Origin of the sequence: uncultured Ruegeria sp. (assembly GCF_947497005.1) — a bacterium.
Lineage (GTDB): Bacteria > Pseudomonadota > Alphaproteobacteria > Rhodobacterales > Rhodobacteraceae > Ruegeria.
Genome location: NZ_CANMFF010000010.1, coordinates 171,626 through 190,876 on the forward strand (window position 1 = coordinate 171,626; position 19,251 = coordinate 190,876).

The following is a 19,251-nucleotide window of genomic DNA, read 5'->3' on the forward strand; positions in this document are numbered from 1 at the left end:
ATTAATCTTTCATATATGATCGAAGGTTTTTATGGAATCTCAAGACAATGGCCCCGAATCCCGTCGCAAAGCCAGGGGAAGACCAAGGGGATGGGATGACAAGACGGCTCAGAACACGATCAAATCGTTGGACAGGGCGATGGAGGTTTTCGAGTATCTGAGCGAGGCGCAAGGTAAGGCGTTGACGGCGCTTTCCGATGAAATGGGCCAGTCGCCGGCGACCGTTTATCGTATCCTCGTGACGCTGGAGGGTAGGGGGCTTGTCGAATTCGATCACGACCAACAGGTCTGGCATATCGGTCCCCGTGCGTTTGTCATAGGTTCACGATTCTTAAGACGTACCAGCCTTGTGGACCGGGCAAGACCGGTCATGCGAAAGCTGATGGAAGTCACGGGCGAGACCGCCAATCTAGGTGTCGAGAAAGAAGGTTCAGTTTTGTTTCTGAGTCAGGTGGAAACCCATGCCAGTATCCGCGCGTTTTTCCCACCAGGCACACTTTCACCAATGCATGCGTCGGGCATTGGGAAAGCTTTGTTGGCATATATGGATGAAGATCGGTTGAACCGGTTGTTGGCCGCAGTAGAATTGCAGGCCTTCACTGATCGCTCGATTACCAATCCGGATGCGCTGAAAGAAGATCTTGCTAATGTCAGGGCGCGGGGATTCTCGATAGACAACGAAGAAAAGAACACGGGCATGCGATGCATTGCTGCGCCCGTCTTCGATATCAGTCGGGAGGCGGTTGCCGGAATTTCAGTGTCAGGACCGACCAGCCGCGTCTGCGAGGCCGAGATTGAACGGTTAAGCCGCCCTGTCATCGAGGCGGCTCATCAGCTGACCCTTGCCATCGGCGGGACCTTTATTCCGCCGTCTTGAGGCGCTGATGCTGGGGGTAAGCAGCGGGTCCCGGTCGCAGTGCCATATGGCGGTTCACGTCCTTATAGAGCAGATAGCGGAATTTGCCCGGACCGCCTGCATAGCAAGCCTGGGGGCAGAACGCGCGCAACCACATGTAATCGCCCGCCTCAACTTCGACCCAGTCATTGTTCAGACGATAAACAGCCTTTCCTTCCAGCACATAAAGACCATGCTCCATGACATGGGTTTCAAGGAAGGGAATGACGGCGCCGGGCTCAAAAGTCACCACGGTTACGTGCATGTCGTGGCGCAAGTCACTCGGATCGACAAAACGCGTTGTGGCCCATTTGCCATCCGTGCCAGGCATCGGCGTTGGCGCGATCTCGTTTTCGTTAAGGATCAGAATATCGGGGGCATCAAGCCCTTCCACGGCTTCATAAGCCTTTCGAATCCAATGGAATCGTAGGGCTTCATTCCGGTGGTTTCGCAGGGTCCAATCACTCTTGGGGGGCAGGTAGGCATAGCCGCCTGGGGTGAGTTCATGGGTCGTGCCATCGGCAATCAATGTCGCGGTGCCTTCGACCACGAACAGAACGCCTTCGGCTTCGGGATCGGTCTCAGGCCGGTCAGAGCCACCACCAGGCTGAACCTCCATGATGTATTGCGAAAATGTCTCTGCAAAACCGCTCAGCGGGCGCGAGATCACCCAAAGGCGCGTGTCATCCCAGAACGGCAGAAAACTGGTCACAATGTCTCGCATTGTACCCTTCGGGATCACGGCATAAGCGTCAGTAAATACAGCACGGTCCGTCAATAGTTGTTCCTGACCGGGATGCCCACCGCGTGGCGCGAAATACTTGGTGCTCATGTATGCTCCTGAAACTATTCATGTGCCCAAAATATGCGCCGAGCAATTGGTGCGAACCACCCGCAAAAAGGTGACAGCTCTATTCGAAAAGATTTGAAAAAACCGGTATTATGCAACGAATTGATGGGCGCGAAGTGATCCTATACACACGCTGGTGCAGCATTTCGGATTCATGGGAAACGTCTGGCAATTGACGCTGATCCTGTTTTCGACCGAGCAACCATCGGCATATTTCGGTCGGATGTCGGTTTTTTTGATCTCGTTCCAAAGTTCAGAAAATCTGAAGGACGGTATGCTGTTTGCGGTCTTTTTCTGGGTTAAATGCGGTGTCTACACCTTCAAAGCCACTTAGAGACCGGAAACCATCGATCCTTCGCGCGTTGATAGTTCAAAATCAAAATCTTCGCTGTAATTGGCACTCATGAACTTTACAAACCGGTCGTGGAAATGCCGTGTATGGTAGTGCGCCAGCGTATCCGCTTTGATCACGTCTTTGTCTCGAATGGCTTCGATCATATCGTAGTGATCCGGGCTAAGGAGGTGTTCAGTCGCAGATTCGGCCAAATAGTCGAAATGCATGTGCAAAATGCGTCGCCCCTCGGCAAGAAGTTGACCATACGCCCGTTCAAGATAGGGATTTCTGCCCGCAGCGGCGATAGCCATATGAAACTCATAATTGGTTGCCGACATCTCAAGATAGTTGTTTTCGCTGCACGCACGATCGAAGGCCTCGGCCAAAACTGCGATCTTCTCGATTTCGTCTTCTTTACGGTATTGTGCGGCCAGCCTGGTATTAATCCGCTGAAGAAAGTCCAACGCTTCTACATATCGCGGAAAACCCGCGAAATCGATTGGCGCGACCAATGTCGACCGGTTTGAAAGCATCACCACTAGACCTTCGGCGGAAAGTCGAACCAGAGCCTCGCGCACAGGTGAACGTGACATCGCGAATCGTTCCGAAAGGCTTGTTTCGTCCAACGGTGACCCCGGTTTCAGTTCAAGAGTCAGAATCTCTCTCTTGAGTTCGTCATAAACAAACTTCGATCCACGGCCTTTCGCATGACGTTGAGGAAGTCGCTGTGAATCAACCATTTTTCCAAGGTCCCTAATAAAGTGCCCGCTTCGCGTATCTCAGGCGTAACTAAGTTTTTATTGACATGTCGCCATAGTGTCGACAAAAAACATGCAGACAAATTGTCGACACAGGGAGGGTAAAATGAAATTTTCCAGGGTGATTGCATCTTCTGCAATGGCGTTAATTGCGGCTTCTCAGGTGGCGCACGCACAAGTTGCCGAGGGCAGCCGTCTGAATACTGTTCTCGAACGCGGCTCGCTTCTGTGTAGTGGCCACAACGGTTCGTTTCTTGGATTCGCCGAGGTCGACGATCAGGGAAACTGGCGGGGTGTTGACATCGACCTGTGCAAAGCCCTTGCTGCTGGTCTTTTTGGTACTTCCGAAGGCAACCTGGAGATTGTTCCCATCAGCTGGGCTCAGCGTTGGCCGTCCCTGCAATCCGGTGACATCGACGTCGTCATCAAAGTATCCGGCTGGACCCAAAGCCGGGACACCGAGCTGAACCTGGCTTACAGCCGTCCATATTTCATCGGGGCCTTTCAAACCATGGCCCGTGTGGATCTCGGCGCCAATTCCATGGCGGACCTCGCTGGCGGCACGATCTGTGTTGCAGCGGGTACATCGACCGAACGCGCCACTGCAACATATCTCGACACTCACAAGATCGACGCAGAAATGCTGACTTTTGAAAACGGTGACGAATTACGCAATTCCTATTACGAAGGCCGCTGCGACGGGTTGGTTGAATGGGCGCCCAGCCTTGCTGCCGGTCGCGTCGACGCCCCGGATGGGGCCGATGCGCATGCCATCCTATCGGACGTCATCGCATTGGAAGCGGAAGGCATCATAGTTCCCGAAGGCGATCCGGATTGGCTGGATGTGCAGAACTGGATGTTGTCGTCGCTGTGGTTCGCCGAAATGGAAGGGATCACCTCAGAGAACGTCGACGAAGTGCGTGCCAACCCGCCCTCAGCCACAGTTGGAACCTTTCTTGGCGTAAACCCGGGTTATGGCGCGCGTCTGGGGCTTCCTGACGACTGGGCCTACAACATGATCAAGGAAGTCGGCAACTTTGCCGAAATCTACGAACGCAACATCGGATCTGGTTCTCCCTACAACCTTCCGCGAGGGATCAACAATCTCTATAACGCGGGCGGTGTCTTCTATCCGATGATCATCGACTAGTCTGTCGATCCGTTCCGGGTGCAGCCCTTGGGCTGCACCCGTTTCTGGCCAGGTCAACGGAAAGAAGCTGATGCAAACGCTCATTAAAAACAGACGGGTCAGGGATGCGGGGCTGCAATTCGCCTTTGTCGGTGGGATTGTGGCAATTCTGGTGATCATGGTGTTGGTTGGTCGCACCAATCTTGAGGCTCAGGGCCTAACGTCAGGGTTCGGTTTTCTTGAGCGGGCAACAGGCTGGCGTATCAGCTTTTCCCTCATCGACTACAGCACCAACTCCACTTACGCTCGGGCAATCCTTGTTGGCATCCTCAATTCACTGTTTCTTGGCGCTATTGCGCTACCGATTGCCACTGTCATTGGGGTCGCGGTGGGTGTGATGCGTACATCGGGTAACGGGATGGCCGAACTGGTTGGCACCACATTTGTCGAACTGTTTCGCAACGCACCACTGATCCTGCAACTATTGTTCTGGTATACGCTGTTATTGGGACTGCCGAGCCCGCGCAACGCAGAGCCCATTCTGGGCGGCATCGCGTTGACCGGTCGCGGTATCTATATCCCCGGTCTAAACGTTACAGGCGGTTCAGTTTTTGCGACCATCCTCATACTGGTCGCTACTTTTGCACTGGCGCTTTGGCTGGGTGCCAAGCGTTGGCCGGATCTTCATCTGCGACAGGCTGGCAAAGAGCGAAAGCTGCTGTGGTCTGTTTCGTTGGTCATTGCTCTTGTCGCGATGTGGCTTGGTCGAATTCCTGAAACGTCCCTAGTCAACTTTCCCGAAGCGGCTGGGTTGAATTACCGTGGCGGAATACGGGTCTCGCCCGAACTGATGGCCTGTCTCGTCGCCATCGCGATTTACGGTGCGGCTTACATTGCTGAAATCGTACGCGCCGGGTTCAATGCCATCCCCAACGGCCAGTCCGAAGCCGGTCGCGCCCTGGGCCTGACGCCCTGGTATATCTTTAGTCGCATTCGCTTGCCGCTGGCCATCCGCATCGTGATGCCGACCCTGATCAACCAGTATGTCTGGCTGTTCAAGGCAACAACCATAGGCATCGCCATCAGCTTTACCGACTTTTTCATGATCATCAGCACCGCGATCAACCAATCCGGGCAGACGCTGGAGCTGATTGCAATCCTGATGGGTGGCTTTCTGATCATCAACTACTCGATGGCCTGGGTTTTGAACCGCGTGAACGACGCGATCAAGCTCAAGGGCACGCAGCTGAGGATCTGAGCGATGACTGATCTTTCAATGCAGCATACTCTGTCGTTCAAAACTGTGAAAAAGCACTATTTTGCGACGCCGCTGAACAGTGCGATCACTGTTCTGCTTGCAGTGTTCACGGCTTGGGTGCTGTGGGGCTTATTCAATTGGGCCTTCCTCGACGCGATTTGGGGATACGGAAAAAACGAAGAATGCCGCACGCATGAAGATGGCGCATGTTGGTCCTTTGTGGCAACGCGTTGGCGCATTGTTTTGTTTGGTCTTTACCCTTTTGAAGAACAGTGGCGGTCCGCGCTGGCCTGTATCGTCATGCTCGTGGTGGCGATCCTGTCGTGTGTTCCTGTTTTCTGGAGCGCCAAAAGATTACCAACTCTTTGGGTGATCGGATTTGCAACGTTCTATATCCTTATGCGTGGCGGTGTTTTAGGACTGACGCCAGTGGTCGAGCGCGATTGGGGCGGGCTGTCGCTGACGGTTTTCATCTTCGCGGCGGTGTGCTTGTTGGGCATGCCCTTGTCCATCATCTTCGCGCTGTTGCGCAGGTCAGAAATGCCGTGGATCGCCAGAACAATGGCGTTGGTGATTGACGTCATCCGATCCCTGCCGCTGCTTTCGATCATGTTTACTTTCGCCATTGTCCTGCCCTTTGTGCTGCCGGACTGGGCGATCGGCGACAAGCTGTATCGCGTGATCATCGGCTACGCGATATTCTTTGCCTGCTATCAGGCCGAGATCATTCGTGGCGGCATGCAGGCCCTCCCGGCCGGTCAGGAAGAGGCGGCCAAGGCCCTTGGAATGGGCTACTGGAACCGGGTCGGTTATGTCGTTCTACCGCAAGCTTTTCGTAATGCGTTGCCGCCCACCATCAACCAGTTCGTCATCACGTTCAAAGAAACCTCGCTGGTCACCATTATCGGCTTCTTCGACATCCTTGCCTCGGGCCGGGCCGCGGCGGGGACCGCCGATTGGAGCTTCGCGACGATCGAGATGTACGTGTTTGTCGGGCTCATATTCTTTGTCTTTGTATTCTCACTGTCCCGCTACGGTGCCTATCTGGAACACCGCTTGAATGTTGGCAGTCGCTGAGGAGAACTGCTCATGCCAGACCAAGCCATCTCGATCCGCGCGATGAATAAGTACTACGGCGGATTCCATGCGTTGAAGGACATCGATCTGGACGTGGATCGTGGTGAGAAAGTTGTGATTTGCGGCCCATCGGGATCAGGAAAATCGACGCTGATCCGGTGCATCAACCGGCTGGAAGAACATCAAGCCGGGACCATCAAGGTCAATGGCATCCCGCTGGACGACAATGTTGACAACATCGACGAAATTCGCCGCGAGGCCGGGATGGTGTTTCAAAATTTCAACCTGTTTCCTCACATGACCATCCTTGAGAATTGCACGCTGGCTCCGACGCTTGTGCGCAAGCAAACCCGCCAACAAGCCGAAGAAACCGCCATGTCCTACCTCGAACGGGTCAAAATCCCCGAGCAGGCGCATAAATATCCCGGCGAACTTTCAGGGGGTCAGCAGCAGCGTGTCGCCATTGCCCGTGCCCTGTGTATGGCGCCTGAGATCATGCTGTTCGATGAGCCTACGTCGGCACTGGACCCGGAAATGATATCCGAAGTGCTGGATGTGATGGTCGGCCTCGCCGAGGAAGGCATGACCATGGTCTGCGTAACGCATGAGATGGGTTTTGCCCGCCAAGTGGCCGATCGAGTGATTTTCATGGCGGATGGACAAATCATTGAACAGGCTCCACCCGGTGAGTTTTTTGACAATCCCACAAGTGAACGCACAAGAACATTCCTGGGCCAGGTCCTGGGTCACTGAACAGAGAATAAGATGCCAATGGATACCCCTGAAATTTCTACCCATGACGCTGAAGCAGACCCGCGCAATGACCGGTTGCTGATTTACGTGAACGGCGCGCTTGTGCCCAAGAGCGAGGCTAAGGTCTCGGTCTATGACAGTGGGTTCATGCTGGGCGATGGCATGTGGGAAGGCCTTCGTCTGTATGACGGTGAATGGGCGTTTTTTGACGACCATATGGACCGGCTGTTCAACTCACTCAAATCAGTCTCTATCGATATCGGGATAGGGCCTGACGGTGTCCGAGACCTTCTGGATCGAACGGCGGCGGCCAATGGAATGGTCTCTGATGCTCATTGTCGATTGATGGTTACGCGCGGTCGCAAGGTGAAACCGTTTCAGCATCCCGGCCTCAGCAGATTTGGTCCCACGATTGTGGCAGTCGTCGAACATTCCAAGCCTGCCGAAGACCTGCAATCGCGGGGAATTCGGCTGGCCACCGTGCCTCAGGTCCGGGGTCTGCCGACCAGCCAGGACCCGAAATTCAACAGCCATTCAAAGCTGAATTGTGTGATTGCTTGTCTGCAGGCGGAACAAGCCGGGGCAGATGAAGCTTTGATGCTCGACCCGCACGGCTTTGTGAACACAACAAATGCCTGCAATTTCTTCATCGTCAGGCGTGGCGAAGTTTGGACCTCAACCGGTGATTACTGCATGAACGGTGTCACACGCGCCAATGTCATCGAGATTTGCCGCCAGAATGACATTCCGGTCTTTGAGAAGAACTTCTCGCTTTACGAGGCCTATGGCGCGGATGAGGCATTTCTGACCGGTACGTTCGGGGCGCAAACACCCGTCGCTTCGATCGACGGCAAAGACATCGGCGAAGAGGGTGGTGCAGGCTCCATAACCCGTCGCATCCGAGCGCTGTACAAGGACCTTGTCGCCCAAAACGTGGCAGGCCAGCAATCCCTGCGTGGAAAAAAGTCATGAAACCCAACATCATCCTGTTCATGGTCGACCAGTTGACTTCATTCGTGCTGAGCTCCTATGGCGGAACGGTTTGCAAAACGCCAAACATCGACGCGCTTGCGGCCCGGGGTTCTGTATTCGAGAACGCTTATTGCCCTTATCCGCTCTGTGCACCGTCGCGCTTCGGCATGATGGCTGGGCGGCTACCTTCACGTATTGGGGCCTATGATAACGGAGCCGAGTTCACGGCTTCGACGCCGACTTTCGCCCACTATCTGCGTCTGAACGGCTACTACACATGCATATCCGGCAAGATGCATTTCGTGGGTCCCGATCAGTACCATGGCTTCGAAGAAAGGCTGACCACAGAGATATACCCCGCCGATATGTCTTGGACACCGGACGCAGATTTTCGAGACTTCAACAAGGATGAAGAGCGGGCCTATACCTTTGGTGTCTCGACCATCGACACCGTACGCGATGCGGGTCCGGTCGCCCGGTCGATGCAAATCGACTATGACGAAGACGTCATTCACTATGCGGTGCGAGAACTTTACACCCGCGCGCGTTCTGATGACGACCGGCCCTTCATGATGACGGTCTCTCTTACGCATCCGCATGACCCGTATGTGATCACCCGCAAATACTGGGACATGTACAGTAATGCCGAGATTGACGCGCCGCGCGTGCCGCATATCCCTGTCGATCAGCGCGATGCGCACAGCCAGTCTCTGTATTACCACTACGGTCAGGACAAGTGCGAATTAAGTGAGGACGATTATCGAAACGCGCGGCGCGGGTATTACGGTATGATTTCATATGTCGATGATCTGTTCGGGCGTCTGATGCAGGCTTTGGTGGACAGTGGGCATTCAGAAAACACGGCTGTAGTATTCGCGTCAGACCATGGCGACATGATTGGAGAGCGTGGCATGTGGTTTAAAAAAACCCTGTTTGACCCCGCCATTCAGGTTCCGTTGATCATTGCCCATCCTGAATACACTCCCGGTCGTGTGTCCCCCCCTGCATCACTGTTGGATATTTTCCCGACGCTTCTCGATATCGGCGGGTTGAGTTCGGAGGAGATCAAGACACCACTGGACGGGCGCAGCCTCCTGCCAGCAATGCGAGGTGAGCCACTGAGTGGTCCGGTCTTTTCAGAGCACATAGACGGCGGTACATCTGCACCTCGCGTTTGCGTCCGTGACGGGACCAAGAAGCTGGTGGTTTCCCGCGCCTATCCGACGCAATTTCATGATCTCGCCTGCGACCCCCTGGAGCAGAACAACATCGCCGGTCAGGGAAACCCTGACGAAGCGCGTCTGACACGATTGGCGGAGGAAACATGGCCGTTGGATGTGTTGCTGGACGATGTCGTCGCCAGCCAGGTGGCCCGCAAGCTGATCGACAACGCACTGTCCACGGGGCGCGAGGAGATCTGGGATTTTACACCCCGACCACTCACTCAGAATACAAACTACGTCCGCCGGGGCGACGCGTTTCCAACCGTCGAGCGGCGCGGTTACCTCCATTACAACAAATCTCAGGACCCTGACCCATGAGCTATAACGTGAAACTCTCGGGCGTCATGCCGGCATTGATAACGCCATTTGACGCCAACAACAGAATTGACTTTGACGCGTTCGAAAAATTGCTGATGCATTTTCGCGAAGCAGGTGTCACCGGTTGGGTGCCGAACGGATCGACAGGCGAATATTTCTCGCAAAGCACCGAAGAACGCCGCTCTGTCCTGCAATTCGTCAAGGACTTCGCGAATGAAGACGACGTCCTCATCGCGGGAACAAATGCTGCGGCCACACGAGAAGTGATCGAGCAAACCGCCATTGCCAAGGAAATCGGCTATCACAACGTGCTGCTGGCACCGCCATTCTTCACACGCCCAACACAGGATGAATTGATCAGCCATTACGAAACCGTGCTGGCTGAAGTGGATGTAAATTTGGTGCTTTACAGTTATCCGTTGAAAGATGGCGCGGATATCAGCTTTGAAGTCATGGACCATTTCGCGGACAACCCGCGCGTCATCGGCATCAAGGAAAGCTCGGGCGTGCTGCAGCGAGCCATCGATATCTCCAGCCGCTATGAAGGTAGGATCCAACTGGTTTCGGGATCAGATGACATTGCGCTCGACTTTATGTTCTGGGGCGCGGACAGCTGGATCTGCGGGCCGTCGAACTGCATGGCGAAGGCCTGCTGTGAATTAGACCGACTGTATAAGGCGGGCGAACTTATTGCGGCCAAGGATCTGATGAAAAAGCTGTATCGCGCCATGAATATCCTGGAGAGCGGCAAGTTCGTGCAGAAAATCAAGTTCGGTGCTGAATTGCAGGGGCTGGATGTGGGCGAATGCCGTGCGCCGTTGGGGCCGCTGACAGAGGTGGAAAAAGCCGAGTTCGCCGAGGCTATGCAACCCATTCTGGCTATGTAGTCTGGTGGTATGGGAAGGTCGCGACAGGCTTTCCCTCCACCTATCGAAAGTGCTGCCCGGTGCAACAGAATCAGTCCAGACGCAGCGTTGTTGTTGGGGCCGGTATTATCGGTGCCGCCATCGCTTATGAGCTGCAAAAACGCGGGGCGCAGGTCACGCTGGTTGACGCGGACGCACCCGGACGCGGGGCGTCATACGGCAATATGGCGTCAATTGCGGTGACGGAGTTCATGCCGGTTTCCCGCCCTTCGGTCTGGCGGCAGACCCCCGGTTGGCTGTTGCACCCCGAAGGTCCGATACGGGTGTCGCCGGGCTATGCGACACGTCTGATCCCCTGGTTTGTCAGGTTTTTCTGGGCTGGTCGGCCCGCAAAGCTGCGTGAGCTTGAGGCACAGGGCGCGGTGCTGTGTCAGCGATCTCTGGCAGATACCGAACAACTGATGGCCGAAATAGGTCTGTCAGACCAGCTCAGCACCTCGGGTTGCCTGTCGCTTTATGCCAGCGAAGCAGAATTATCCGCGGATCGGGAAAGGTTGGACATGCTGGACCGTCATGGATTTGACTATGAGGTCATGGATTGTACCGCCTTGCACGATCTGGAACCTGAAATCGCGCCGAACATTCAAAAAGCGGTGCTGTTGCCCGACAACCGCACGGTACGCGACCCCCATGCGCTTGTCACCCGTCTGGTCGAAGCGTTTGTAGCCCTGGGTGGCGCGATCCAGCGGGCCGAGGTTTCCGGTTTTGCCCGCGCCGAGTGTATCACCGGCGTGCGACTTAAAGGAGGCCGCCTTTTGAAGGCAGATGACGTCATCCTGGCTGCCGGTGCCTTTACGGGTCGTTTATCCAAACTTTTGAGCGAGCCGATCCCGCTGGAAACCGAGCGGGGTTATCACACACAGATCAATGCGCCCGGGATCGGCCTGAATCATTCGATCATTTGGCCCGCCATGGCCTTCATGGTGTCGTCGACTGCCGGCGGTATCCGCGTGGGAGGTACAGTTGAGATGGCGGGGTTGGACGCAGACCCGGATTGGCGTCGCTCGAAAATCACCGTTAAACGGGCACGCAAGGCGCTGCCGAACCTGCAGATCGAGGATGTTACCGAATGGATGGGCCATCGCCCGGCCTTTCCGGATACGGTTCCGGTGCTGTCGGCGTCGGCCAAGGTTCCGGGCGTGTATTATGCCACAGGCCATGGTCACCTGGGCCTGACTTACGCTGCGACCACGGCCAGGTTGATGGGGCAACTCATCGCCGGTGAAACACCCGATATCGATCTGCAACCCTACCGGGTTGATCGGTTTTAATCTGAAAACAGGAGCGAACCATGACCGAAAAGACATGCCTTATCATCGGAGGAGGGCGCGGAATGGGGGCCGCTACGGCGCGTGAAATGCACAGGCGGGGGTACAAGCTGGCGCTGATGTCGCCCTCTGACTCCTGTGAGTTGCTGGCACTGGAAGTGGACGGTGTCGCCCATCGTGGCAAAGCCGAAATAGCTTCCGATACCCAAGCCGCTTTTGATCTGGCCATGACTACCTATGGTCGGATTGACGCGTGTCTGATCCACGTGGGCGGCCCGCCCAAGGGGGACCTGCTGGACATTCCTGAAGAGGATTGGGACCGCGCTCATGAGATGGTCCTTAAACCCGTCATCCGCATGGCCAAATTGCTGGCTCCTGTGATGGAGCCGCAAGGTGGCGGTTCGATCGTCAACATCACCACCTTTTCAGCGTTTGAGCCGTCGCTGACCTTCCCAACCTCCAGCGTTTATCGCGTAGGGGTGTCCAGCTTTACCAAACAGTTCTCGGACCGCTACGGTCCGGCGAATATCCGCATGAACTGCCTGTTGCCGGGATTCACCGACAGCCTCGACCTGCCGCATAAGTTTGCGCAATTGTCTGCCCTTGGTCGACTGGCTCGGGCCGAGGAACAGGCCAAGGCCGCCGCTTTCCTTCTGAGCGATGATAGCAGCTATATCACCGGCCAATCCTTGCGCGTCGATGGCGGCGTAACACGGCATATGTGAGGAAAAATACCGTGCCAGAGACTCTGTTCATCAACAATAAATGGGTTGCTGCTGTTTCTGGTTCAATGTTCGATGTGGATCCGTCGAACAATCAGGCCGTGAACAAAGTGGATAAGGACGGTTCCGATGATATCGAAGCAGCGGTGAGCGCGCCGCGCACGACCTTGGACTGTGGTTTCCGGCCCTGGGTGAGCGGTACCGAGCGTGCTTTTGTGCTGCGCAAGACGGGCGCTGAGATCACTTTGGACATGGACGGTTTCATGCCGAAAGCGGATAAGGAACCGATCAGGAGTGCGGGCGCGATCATACCGTGGAACTTCCCGATGCTGATGGCGCCGGAGTCTGGGGGAATCGCTCGGAAGACGGGCTTGCTGACGGGGCTGAAGGGGTAGTCCGTGCCTTTTAGACCGGAATTGTCTGGATCAACTGCCCGCAACCGACATTTACCTAAGCGTCCCGGGGCAGGCACAAAAACCGGGGATTGGGTGCGAGCTGGGGGTTCGAAGTCCGAATTACTGCCTCGAAACCAAACAGATTACCACCTTTGACCGGTCCAAACCTAGGGCTGGTGCACAAAAGAGCAGGAGCGAGAATGCGGCTGGGGTTCATCGGAACGGGCGTCATCACTGAAGCGGTTGTCACGGGATTGCTGGCTTCGGATATTGAAATCAGCGAGATTTGCGTCACCGAACGCAACCAAACAATCTCGGCGCGGTTGGCCGCAGGCAGCGACCGTGTGCAGATCTGCAAAAGCGCACAAGCGGTCGTCGATAGCTCTGAACTGGTGTTTCTGGCCATCCGCCCGCAGGACGCACAAGATGTGTTGACCCCGTTGCTGTTTAGCCAGGGGCAACATGTGTGCAGCCTGATAGCAACGCTGACTCACGAGGTTCTCCAAGGCTGGATCAATACGCCTGTGCGTTTGTTTCGGGCGATCCCTTTGCCATCGGTCGCCCGACACTACGGTGTTACGGTTCTGTTCCCCCATGATCCGCAGGGCGAGGCGCTATTTGCTCCGCTTGGGCGGGTCGTTAGCGCCGGGACAGTTGAAGAGTTTGACGCTTTCGCCACGGCCAGTGCCTTGATGGGTACGTATTTCGGTGTGATGGAAACGGCTTCCGGGTGGATGCAGTCCAAAGGAATTGTTCAACAAGATTCGCAGGGCTACCTCAGCGGTGTTTTTTTGGGGCTGGCGCAAGCCGCGTCCGAGAATTCCAACACATCATTCGAGACACTGCGAGCCGATCATTCGACACCTGCCGGGCTGAACGCACAACTATATGATGTATTTTCAGAAGCGGGTGGACCCGACGCGTTGAAAGCGGGTCTCGACAGCGTCATGCGTCGGCTGGCCAAAGCCAGAATGATACCTTTGGGAGAAGTGGAATGACACGTGATCTGATTGGCAAAACCGTCTTGCTAACCGGAGCAACCGGGTCCATCGGTCAGGCGATTGCCCGAGAATTGGCCGCCACCGGCGCCCGTGTTCTGCTGCATTACCACAGCAACGCCACCTGCGCCGAAGCTCTGGTGGCGGAAATCGGGCAAGGGGCTGCAGCTTTGCCGGGCGATTTGTCCGACGCACAGGGGCCAAGTGCGTTATGGGAGGCCGCGGAGGCCAAAGCAGGACGCATAGACGTTCTGATCAACAATGCCGGTGTTCTGACTGCCTCATCCGTGGATGATCCGCTGGAGGTGTGGCACGATGCCTGGCACCGAGATCTTCAGCTGAACCTGATGGTCGCAGCGGATCTGAGCCGCTCGGCGATCCGGCATTTCAGGGCGCATGGTGGCGGGCGGATCATCAACATGGCTTCGCGCGCGGGGCAGGGCGGCTATCGGGCCGAGGCCATGTCTTATGGGGCCTCCAAGGCGGCCCTGATCAACCTGACCCAAAGCATCGCCCGCGGATTTGCGGCACAAGGGATTACAGCCATGGCCGTTGCGCCTGGATGGGTCCGCACCGAGATGTCCGAGGATTACATCCGCACCCATGGCGAGGCTGCCGCCTTGTCGGGCGTTCCTCTGGGCAAGATGGCCGAACCCGCTGAACTGGCCGAGCTTGTGGCGTTTCTGTTGCGCCCGTCGCAGGCATCGCTCACCGGGGCAGTGTTGGATGTCAATGGCGCAAGTCAGATGAGGTCGTAAATGGAACGTTTCAGGGGTAAATCCATTGTTGTAACTGGTGCGGCGGGTGGCATCGGGGCGGCAATTTGTCAGCGCTTTGCATCCGAGGGGGCATTGGTCTGTGTTGCAGATGCAGACATTGCGGGCGCGGAAAGTGTTGCCCGGAAGATCCGGGCCGCAGGAGGTCAGGCCGAAGTTCGCACGTTTGACCTGACCAACCCTGCGGCGATCCGGAGCTTTGTCAGGGGCTGGACCGGCGCGAGGCGCAGGATAGATGTACTGTGCAACAATGCCGGGCTGATGAGTCGCGGCGCGTTGATGGAGCTGACGGCCGAGGACTGGCAGCAATCATTTGCAGTCAATGTCGATGCGCTGTTTCATATGTGTCAGGCGGTGATCCCGGTGATGCAAGACCAGGGTGGCGGAGCCATCATCAACACCGCATCACAATGGGGGATACACCCGGCCCCCGGTCATATTGCCTACAACACCACCAAAGCCGCCGTTGTCGCCTTTACCCAGAACCTCGCCCGAGACTATGCGCCGGACAATATTCGTGTGAACGGCGTGGCCCCGGGTGAAATTCGGACGCCTATGCTGGAAAGCAACCTCGCGCGCTCGGGTCGCCGCCTGGACGATCTCAACGCGCTGGTGCCTTTTGGCCGTATCGGCGAACCGGATGAGGTCGCTGCGCTTGTCGCATTCCTGGCCTCGGACGAGGCGCAATATCTCTGTGGATCCGTTGTCGAAATTACCGGTGCCCAAGCCGTAGCCTGACTTTTAGTAGGAGGAGTACATCATGCGTTGGTCCAGAACTCTGCAAACAGTCGATGTACATTGCGCTGGTGAAATCGGTCGTGTCGTGACGGGTGGGGTGCTGGATATCCCCGGTGCGACAATGGCCGACAAGCTGGATTATCTGAACTCGGTTGACAACAGCCTGCGTCAGTTCCTTTGCTCAGAACCACGTTCGGCCCCGGCCGGGTCCTTTTGTCTGCTGGTTCCGCCGTGTGATCCGGCGGCGGATATCGGATTCATCGTGCTGCAACCCGATCAGGCCCATGCGATGTCGGGATCCAATGCAATGTGCGCGGTCACGGCTCTGCTTGAAACTGGCATGATCCCTATGACCGAACCTGAAACCACCGTGACGCTGGATACCGCTGCGGGCTTGGTGCGCGCGCTGGCCCGTTGTTCCGACGGGAAGGTAACCACAGTGTCACTGGACATGCCGCCTTCCTTTGTTGCCAAAAAAGACTGTCGCATCGAGACCGAAGATTGGGGAAGTATCTGCTACGATCTGTGTTTCGGAGGTGTCTTTTATGCGCTTGTCGACGTCGACCAGATCGGTCTGACGATCAGGCCCGAGAGAGCGCGTGACCTTGCTACGCGTGGTGTCGCCCTACGTAATCTAATTGCCGAGGTCGAGGACGCACCGCATCCGACAATACCTGCTTTGAAGGGCTTGGCGTATGTCATGTTCCGATCGACAGAGCCCGACGGCGCGGTGCGCACCTGTACAACCCTGCGCCCCGGGCGCGTGGACAGATCGCCGTGTGGCACCGGCTCAAATGCGAATATGGCCGTACGACATGCAACAGGGCAAGCATCCCCGGGAGATGTTGCAATATCGCGATCGATCATCGGCGGTGAATTCACGACTGAGTTCCTGAGCGTTGCTAAAGTAGGGGATCACGATGCGACCCAGAATCGCGTATCCGGACAGTGCTGGATCTACGCTATCACTCAGATCGGGCTGGACCCCGCCGACCCATTCCCGAGTGGCTTTCGGCTGTCGGATACCTGGGGCGGATAGCGTCTTTGAAGGAAATAGGGTTCTGTCGGAAACCTTTCCCCCCGTCTGTCAGCTCGAGCGCCGTTCTGATGGATCTGCGGCGAACTTTTGGCGATTGACGCTAACCCGGTTGCCGACTGAATGGCTGCCGTTATTTCCAGATCGAAGATCGGATCATGATTCCTTTCATAAGCGCGCAGTTTGGCGCCGCTACCGCAAGGTCGACCAACATCGACTTTGAGAAAACTGCAACACGCCAATCAACGCAACGAATGTCTATTTTGGGGTCGTCTTTTTCGCCCGATCTTATGGCATGAATTCGGTGACTTCGTTTCGAATGGATGATATCTGGTTTCTGATCCTTTATGTGTGTTTGTTCTAAGCGGAGATAGACCTTGTGGATTCAAAAAAGGACCTGATCCAGAAACTCCTCAAAGGCATCGAAACTGGGGATGCAGCCGCAGCTGATGTCGTCAACGAGACAAAATACATCCAACACAATCCCCAAACGCACGAAGGCAGTGAGGGGCTCTCGGCGTTGTTTGCGCGATTGTCAAAAACCAATCCGCGCATCACTTTCATACGCGTCTTTGAGGATGGTGAATTTGCCTTTGCGCACAACGAATACAACTTCTCAAGCCTGAGGGTCGCGTTTGAAGTTTTCCGCTTCGAAGACAGCAAAGCGGTCGAGCACTGGGACAACATCCAACCGATGATGGGCCCCAACCCTTCAGGTCGCGGCATGTTGGATGGCGCGACAGAGATTACCGATCTGGACAAGACCGCCGCCAATCGAAACCTGGTGCGCGAATTCGCGGAAGGCGTTCTGGTCAGACGGCAAATCAGACTTCTCGAAACACATGTAGACGATGGATTGGTTCAGCACAGCCCTGACATTGCCGACGGTGCTTCTGCATACCGTTCATACCTTGAAGCTGTCGAAAATGGCACATTCCGCATCCAATATCACAAAGTTCACCGGGTACTCGCAGAAGGGAACTTCGTGCTTTGTATGAGTGAAGGTTACAGGGCCGGTATCCACTCCAGTTTCTATGATCTTTTTCGCGTCGCTGAGAACAAGATCGTTGAACATTGGGATACGATTGAAGCAATTGCACCACGCAGCGAATGGAAGAACGAAAACGGGAAGTTCTAAGCGCGAGGTGGCGCCCACCGAATTTCGAACACAGGCCGACGAACAATGGTCACCCTGAAAAATTGATGAGATTTCGCTTTGAGAAATCCGGGGGCCCGCCTTCGAATGCCTTCCTGCGGTCGGCTTAGCCATCTGATCCCCCACAATTTTCGGCTAAACCTATTGATTTCAATCTGTTGTGCTTCCGTCGGTGAGTTCCGGTGTTTGTCATTGCAATCAGCCTAACTGGATGAATGCAAGCTGAATCATCAACCGCAATAGGATTGCGCTGAATAGCGCGACAACCGGATTGAAGTGCTTCTCCCTTTCGAGCCGAGGACACTTGGCTTGGCTGTTTCAAAGGGGCCGATTTTTTTCGCGGGCTCGTCTGATTTTTGACACCTCCAACGAAGATAGGGTAGTCGACGACCTTCCTTTAAGCCAGCGGGAATCCGGCATCCCTGCCTGCGCGGGTGGAGCCACTAAAACCGTCTGTGCCCCCAAGACTTTGCCAATGTTTTGGCTGAGAAAGGGGGCAGGAGATGGCTCGGAAGCGGTCTCGGCGTCGGTGATGCGACTTACTACAACTGGCGGCGTCGCGCCGGTTGTATGTTATCACCAAGCCTGCGCAATCCGAGTAGAGCAGCTTCAATCGGTTGGCTCGTTTGGAACGAAGCACAAACACAATCCATGTGAACGGTTCTTTGCGCAACTCAATTTGGACCTGCGCCGCCAGCCCGTCATGCCCTTTGCGAAAGTCCACCGGGTTCGCCGCTCCCACAATCCGGGCCTTTTGATCAAGAGGCCAGTGTCGATGGCACCGCCGGCCGATCAATACATCAATGTTATCGAGAAAAGAGATTGAGTGCTCCATTGAGGAACTCCTTGTATGCAAACACTCGGGCCGGATTTTCAACTCACAAACCAAAATAGAAATTGAGGCCAAAGCACTGCTTCCGGATCTTCGGCAGCCCAACGACAAGAGGAACATGGACGAAGTCGGGATTGTGATCCGTAGCAAGAAACACCTGCTGTAGCGCACGATCGACAGCAATGAAGACATTCGTGATAGTCTTGTTCAGGCCCGCCTGATGCAATCCGCAAATTGTTGACCAAAGCGAATGACCCATAACCGGTTCGCTTCCCGGCTGACGGTCTCACCCTGGGTTGCCAGCAGGTCTTCTACGTCAGTCGTGCTCAGCGTCAATCGGCGGTCCGCCCGACAACAACCGCATTAATCTTACGAGGGTAGCTGAAGCCCTTTAGGCGCGCCGTATCAATTGAGCTACTTATGTAGATGGTTAAAATTTATAAACTAAAACAATGTATTGACAATATATGTCGCTCCAATTGAGCTTGGAACTCGTAAAGAAATCGCGGCGGGGAAAACCGCTTGTTCCGACATGACTCGTGTGACGAGCCTCTCGATTACAGAGTTGTAGCAAGTGCTCTATTACTGCTGAATACAACAGGTGATCACTGGAAAAGCTGCCATGAAAGTGTGTTTGAGTTTTCATACATTCCGCGCGAACCGCCTGGCACTTGCCAGGCGGTCCGATCTTCTCTCAGGGGTATGCACAACTTTTCGAGCAACTGAAATAACCAGGGCCAAGTCTTTCCTTACTTACAAAGCAGCTTTGAACAGTTGCGTGAGGTTTTCTTTCGTCAACTCTATCGGGTTACCCCCGCATGATGGGTCGATGATTGC

The 19,251-nt window shown here is 55.4% G+C and carries 20 protein-coding genes and 1 pseudogene; 17 read left to right on the forward strand and 4 right to left on the reverse strand.

The window, feature by feature from the left end:
* The first annotated feature begins 31 nt into the window (after nt 1–31).
* A complete protein-coding gene (bhcR, locus tag Q0816_RS15615) occupies nt 32–877 on the forward strand; it encodes an HTH-type transcriptional regulator BhcR (protein WP_298852193.1) in 846 nt (281 codons plus the stop codon).
* On the opposite strand, the gene Q0816_RS15620 is transcribed toward bhcR, so the two are convergent.
* Nucleotides 861–1,727 (reverse strand): bifunctional allantoicase/(S)-ureidoglycine aminohydrolase, encoded by an 867-nt coding sequence (locus Q0816_RS15620; RefSeq protein WP_298852194.1) that lies wholly within the window; start codon nt 1,725–1,727, stop codon nt 861–863. The two genes, bhcR and Q0816_RS15620, sit on opposite strands and share 17 nt — an antisense overlap.
* Before the next feature lie 172 nt (nt 1,728–1,899).
* Here Q0816_RS15620 and Q0816_RS15625 point away from each other — a divergent pair, with 172 nt between their 5' ends.
* Nucleotides 1,900–2,079, forward strand: coding sequence for a hypothetical protein (locus Q0816_RS15625; RefSeq protein ID WP_298852195.1), 180 nt, complete (start codon nt 1,900–1,902; stop codon nt 2,077–2,079).
* Here the strand turns inward: Q0816_RS15625 and Q0816_RS15630 are convergent.
* Nucleotides 2,076–2,819 carry a GntR family transcriptional regulator gene (locus Q0816_RS15630; RefSeq protein ID WP_298852196.1) on the reverse strand — a complete coding sequence of 248 codons (744 nt, stop codon included), beginning with the start codon at nt 2,817–2,819 and terminating at the stop codon, nt 2,076–2,078. The two genes, Q0816_RS15625 and Q0816_RS15630, sit on opposite strands and share 4 nt — an antisense overlap.
* Nucleotides 2,820–2,943: 124 nt before the next feature.
* On the opposite strand from Q0816_RS15630, the gene Q0816_RS15635 reads away from it, so the two are divergent.
* From Q0816_RS15635 to Q0816_RS15705, 15 genes are all read left to right on the forward strand, one after another.
* A complete protein-coding gene (locus Q0816_RS15635; RefSeq protein WP_298852197.1) occupies nt 2,944–3,987 on the forward strand; it encodes a transporter substrate-binding domain-containing protein in 1,044 nt (347 codons plus the stop codon).
* A gap of 70 nt (nt 3,988–4,057) precedes the next feature.
* Nucleotides 4,058–5,224 (forward strand): amino acid ABC transporter permease, encoded by a 1,167-nt coding sequence (locus tag Q0816_RS15640; RefSeq protein ID WP_298852198.1) that lies wholly within the window; start codon nt 4,058–4,060, stop codon nt 5,222–5,224.
* Nucleotides 5,225–5,227: 3 nt separating this feature from the next.
* Nucleotides 5,228–6,301, forward strand: coding sequence for an amino acid ABC transporter permease (locus Q0816_RS15645; protein ID WP_298852199.1), 1,074 nt, complete (start codon nt 5,228–5,230; stop codon nt 6,299–6,301).
* Nucleotides 6,302–6,313: 12 nt separating this feature from the next.
* Nucleotides 6,314–7,054, forward strand: coding sequence for an amino acid ABC transporter ATP-binding protein (locus tag Q0816_RS15650; protein ID WP_298852200.1), 741 nt, complete (start codon nt 6,314–6,316; stop codon nt 7,052–7,054).
* Between the two features lie 18 nt (nt 7,055–7,072).
* The gene (locus Q0816_RS15655) at nt 7,073–8,026 is read left to right on the forward strand and encodes an aminotransferase class IV (protein ID WP_298852201.1); all 954 of its coding nucleotides are present in this window, start codon (nt 7,073–7,075) and stop codon (nt 8,024–8,026) included.
* Nucleotides 8,023–9,567, forward strand: a complete 1,545-nt coding sequence (gene betC / locus Q0816_RS15660) for a choline-sulfatase (protein WP_298852202.1) — start codon at nt 8,023–8,025, stop codon at nt 9,565–9,567. Before Q0816_RS15655 ends, betC begins: the two co-directional genes overlap by 4 nt.
* Nucleotides 9,564–10,454, forward strand: a complete 891-nt coding sequence (locus Q0816_RS15665; protein WP_298852203.1) for a dihydrodipicolinate synthase family protein — start codon at nt 9,564–9,566, stop codon at nt 10,452–10,454. The genes betC and Q0816_RS15665 overlap by 4 nt, the downstream gene beginning before the upstream one ends.
* Nucleotides 10,455–10,513: 59 nt before the next feature.
* On the forward strand, nt 10,514–11,764 hold the full coding sequence (locus Q0816_RS15670; RefSeq protein ID WP_298852204.1) for an FAD-binding oxidoreductase: 1,251 nt from the start codon (nt 10,514–10,516) through the stop codon (nt 11,762–11,764).
* A gap of 20 nt (nt 11,765–11,784) precedes the next feature.
* Nucleotides 11,785–12,486 (forward strand): SDR family oxidoreductase, encoded by a 702-nt coding sequence (locus Q0816_RS15675; protein WP_298852205.1) that lies wholly within the window; start codon nt 11,785–11,787, stop codon nt 12,484–12,486.
* A gap of 11 nt (nt 12,487–12,497) precedes the next feature.
* Nucleotides 12,498–12,878 carry a hypothetical protein gene (locus tag Q0816_RS15680; protein WP_298852206.1) on the forward strand — a complete coding sequence of 127 codons (381 nt, stop codon included), beginning with the start codon at nt 12,498–12,500 and terminating at the stop codon, nt 12,876–12,878.
* Between the two features lie 200 nt (nt 12,879–13,078).
* A complete protein-coding gene (locus Q0816_RS15685) occupies nt 13,079–13,876 on the forward strand; it encodes a pyrroline-5-carboxylate reductase (RefSeq protein ID WP_298852207.1) in 798 nt (265 codons plus the stop codon).
* Nucleotides 13,873–14,634 (forward strand): SDR family NAD(P)-dependent oxidoreductase, encoded by a 762-nt coding sequence (locus Q0816_RS15690; RefSeq protein ID WP_298852208.1) that lies wholly within the window; start codon nt 13,873–13,875, stop codon nt 14,632–14,634. The genes Q0816_RS15685 and Q0816_RS15690 overlap by 4 nt, the downstream gene beginning before the upstream one ends.
* Nucleotides 14,635–15,390, forward strand: a complete 756-nt coding sequence (locus Q0816_RS15695; protein WP_298852209.1) for an SDR family NAD(P)-dependent oxidoreductase — start codon at nt 14,635–14,637, stop codon at nt 15,388–15,390. It abuts the gene before it with no gap.
* 22 nt (nt 15,391–15,412) lie between these two features.
* Nucleotides 15,413–16,429: a proline racemase family protein gene (locus Q0816_RS15700; RefSeq protein WP_298852210.1), complete on the forward strand. Its 1,017-nt coding sequence runs from the start codon at nt 15,413–15,415 to the stop codon at nt 16,427–16,429.
* Between the two features lie 376 nt (nt 16,430–16,805).
* Entirely contained in the window at nt 16,806–17,564 is a 759-nt protein-coding gene (locus Q0816_RS15705; RefSeq protein WP_298852211.1) for a nuclear transport factor 2 family protein, read from the forward strand.
* Nucleotides 17,565–17,979: 415 nt separating this feature from the next.
* Here Q0816_RS15705 and tnpB read toward each other — a convergent pair whose 3' ends face one another.
* Both tnpB and Q0816_RS15710 read right to left on the reverse strand, forming a co-directional pair.
* Entirely contained in the window at nt 17,980–18,606 is a 627-nt protein-coding gene (gene tnpB, locus Q0816_RS26070) for an IS66 family insertion sequence element accessory protein TnpB (RefSeq protein ID WP_367180508.1), read from the reverse strand.
* A gap of 21 nt (nt 18,607–18,627) precedes the next feature.
* Nucleotides 18,628–18,836 (reverse strand): annotated as a pseudogene (locus tag Q0816_RS15710) (IS6 family transposase); the annotation flags it as partial.
* Nucleotides 18,837–19,251 lie beyond the last annotated feature (415 nt).

Bases quoted from the DNA above. Each gene is read 5' to 3' on its own strand.
- Q0816_RS15635 (WP_298852197.1), top strand. From the start codon at position 2,944: ATGAAATTTTCCAGGGTGATTGCATCTTCTGCAATGGCGTTAATTGCG.
- Q0816_RS15685 (WP_298852207.1), top strand. From the start codon at position 13,079: ATGCGGCTGGGGTTCATCGGAACGGGCGTCATCACTGAAGCGGTTGTC.
- Q0816_RS15650 (WP_298852200.1), top strand. From the start codon at position 6,314: ATGCCAGACCAAGCCATCTCGATCCGCGCGATGAATAAGTACTACGGC.
- bhcR (WP_298852193.1), top strand. From the start codon at position 32: ATGGAATCTCAAGACAATGGCCCCGAATCCCGTCGCAAAGCCAGGGGA.
- Q0816_RS15640 (WP_298852198.1), top strand. From the start codon at position 4,058: ATGCAAACGCTCATTAAAAACAGACGGGTCAGGGATGCGGGGCTGCAA.
- tnpB (WP_367180508.1), bottom strand. From the start codon at position 18,606: ATGTCTTCATTGCTGTCGATCGTGCGCTACAGCAGGTGTTTCTTGCTA.
- Q0816_RS15675 (WP_298852205.1), top strand. From the start codon at position 11,785: ATGACCGAAAAGACATGCCTTATCATCGGAGGAGGGCGCGGAATGGGG.
- Q0816_RS15645 (WP_298852199.1), top strand. From the start codon at position 5,228: ATGACTGATCTTTCAATGCAGCATACTCTGTCGTTCAAAACTGTGAAA.
- Q0816_RS15655 (WP_298852201.1), top strand. From the start codon at position 7,073: ATGGATACCCCTGAAATTTCTACCCATGACGCTGAAGCAGACCCGCGC.
- Q0816_RS15630 (WP_298852196.1), bottom strand. From the start codon at position 2,819: ATGGTTGATTCACAGCGACTTCCTCAACGTCATGCGAAAGGCCGTGGA.
- Q0816_RS15700 (WP_298852210.1), top strand. From the start codon at position 15,413: ATGCGTTGGTCCAGAACTCTGCAAACAGTCGATGTACATTGCGCTGGT.
- Q0816_RS15620 (WP_298852194.1), bottom strand. From the start codon at position 1,727: ATGAGCACCAAGTATTTCGCGCCACGCGGTGGGCATCCCGGTCAGGAA.
- Q0816_RS15625 (WP_298852195.1), top strand. From the start codon at position 1,900: ATGGGAAACGTCTGGCAATTGACGCTGATCCTGTTTTCGACCGAGCAA.
- Q0816_RS15690 (WP_298852208.1), top strand. From the start codon at position 13,873: ATGACACGTGATCTGATTGGCAAAACCGTCTTGCTAACCGGAGCAACC.
- Q0816_RS15665 (WP_298852203.1), top strand. From the start codon at position 9,564: ATGAGCTATAACGTGAAACTCTCGGGCGTCATGCCGGCATTGATAACG.
- betC (WP_298852202.1), top strand. From the start codon at position 8,023: ATGAAACCCAACATCATCCTGTTCATGGTCGACCAGTTGACTTCATTC.
- Q0816_RS15695 (WP_298852209.1), top strand. From the start codon at position 14,635: ATGGAACGTTTCAGGGGTAAATCCATTGTTGTAACTGGTGCGGCGGGT.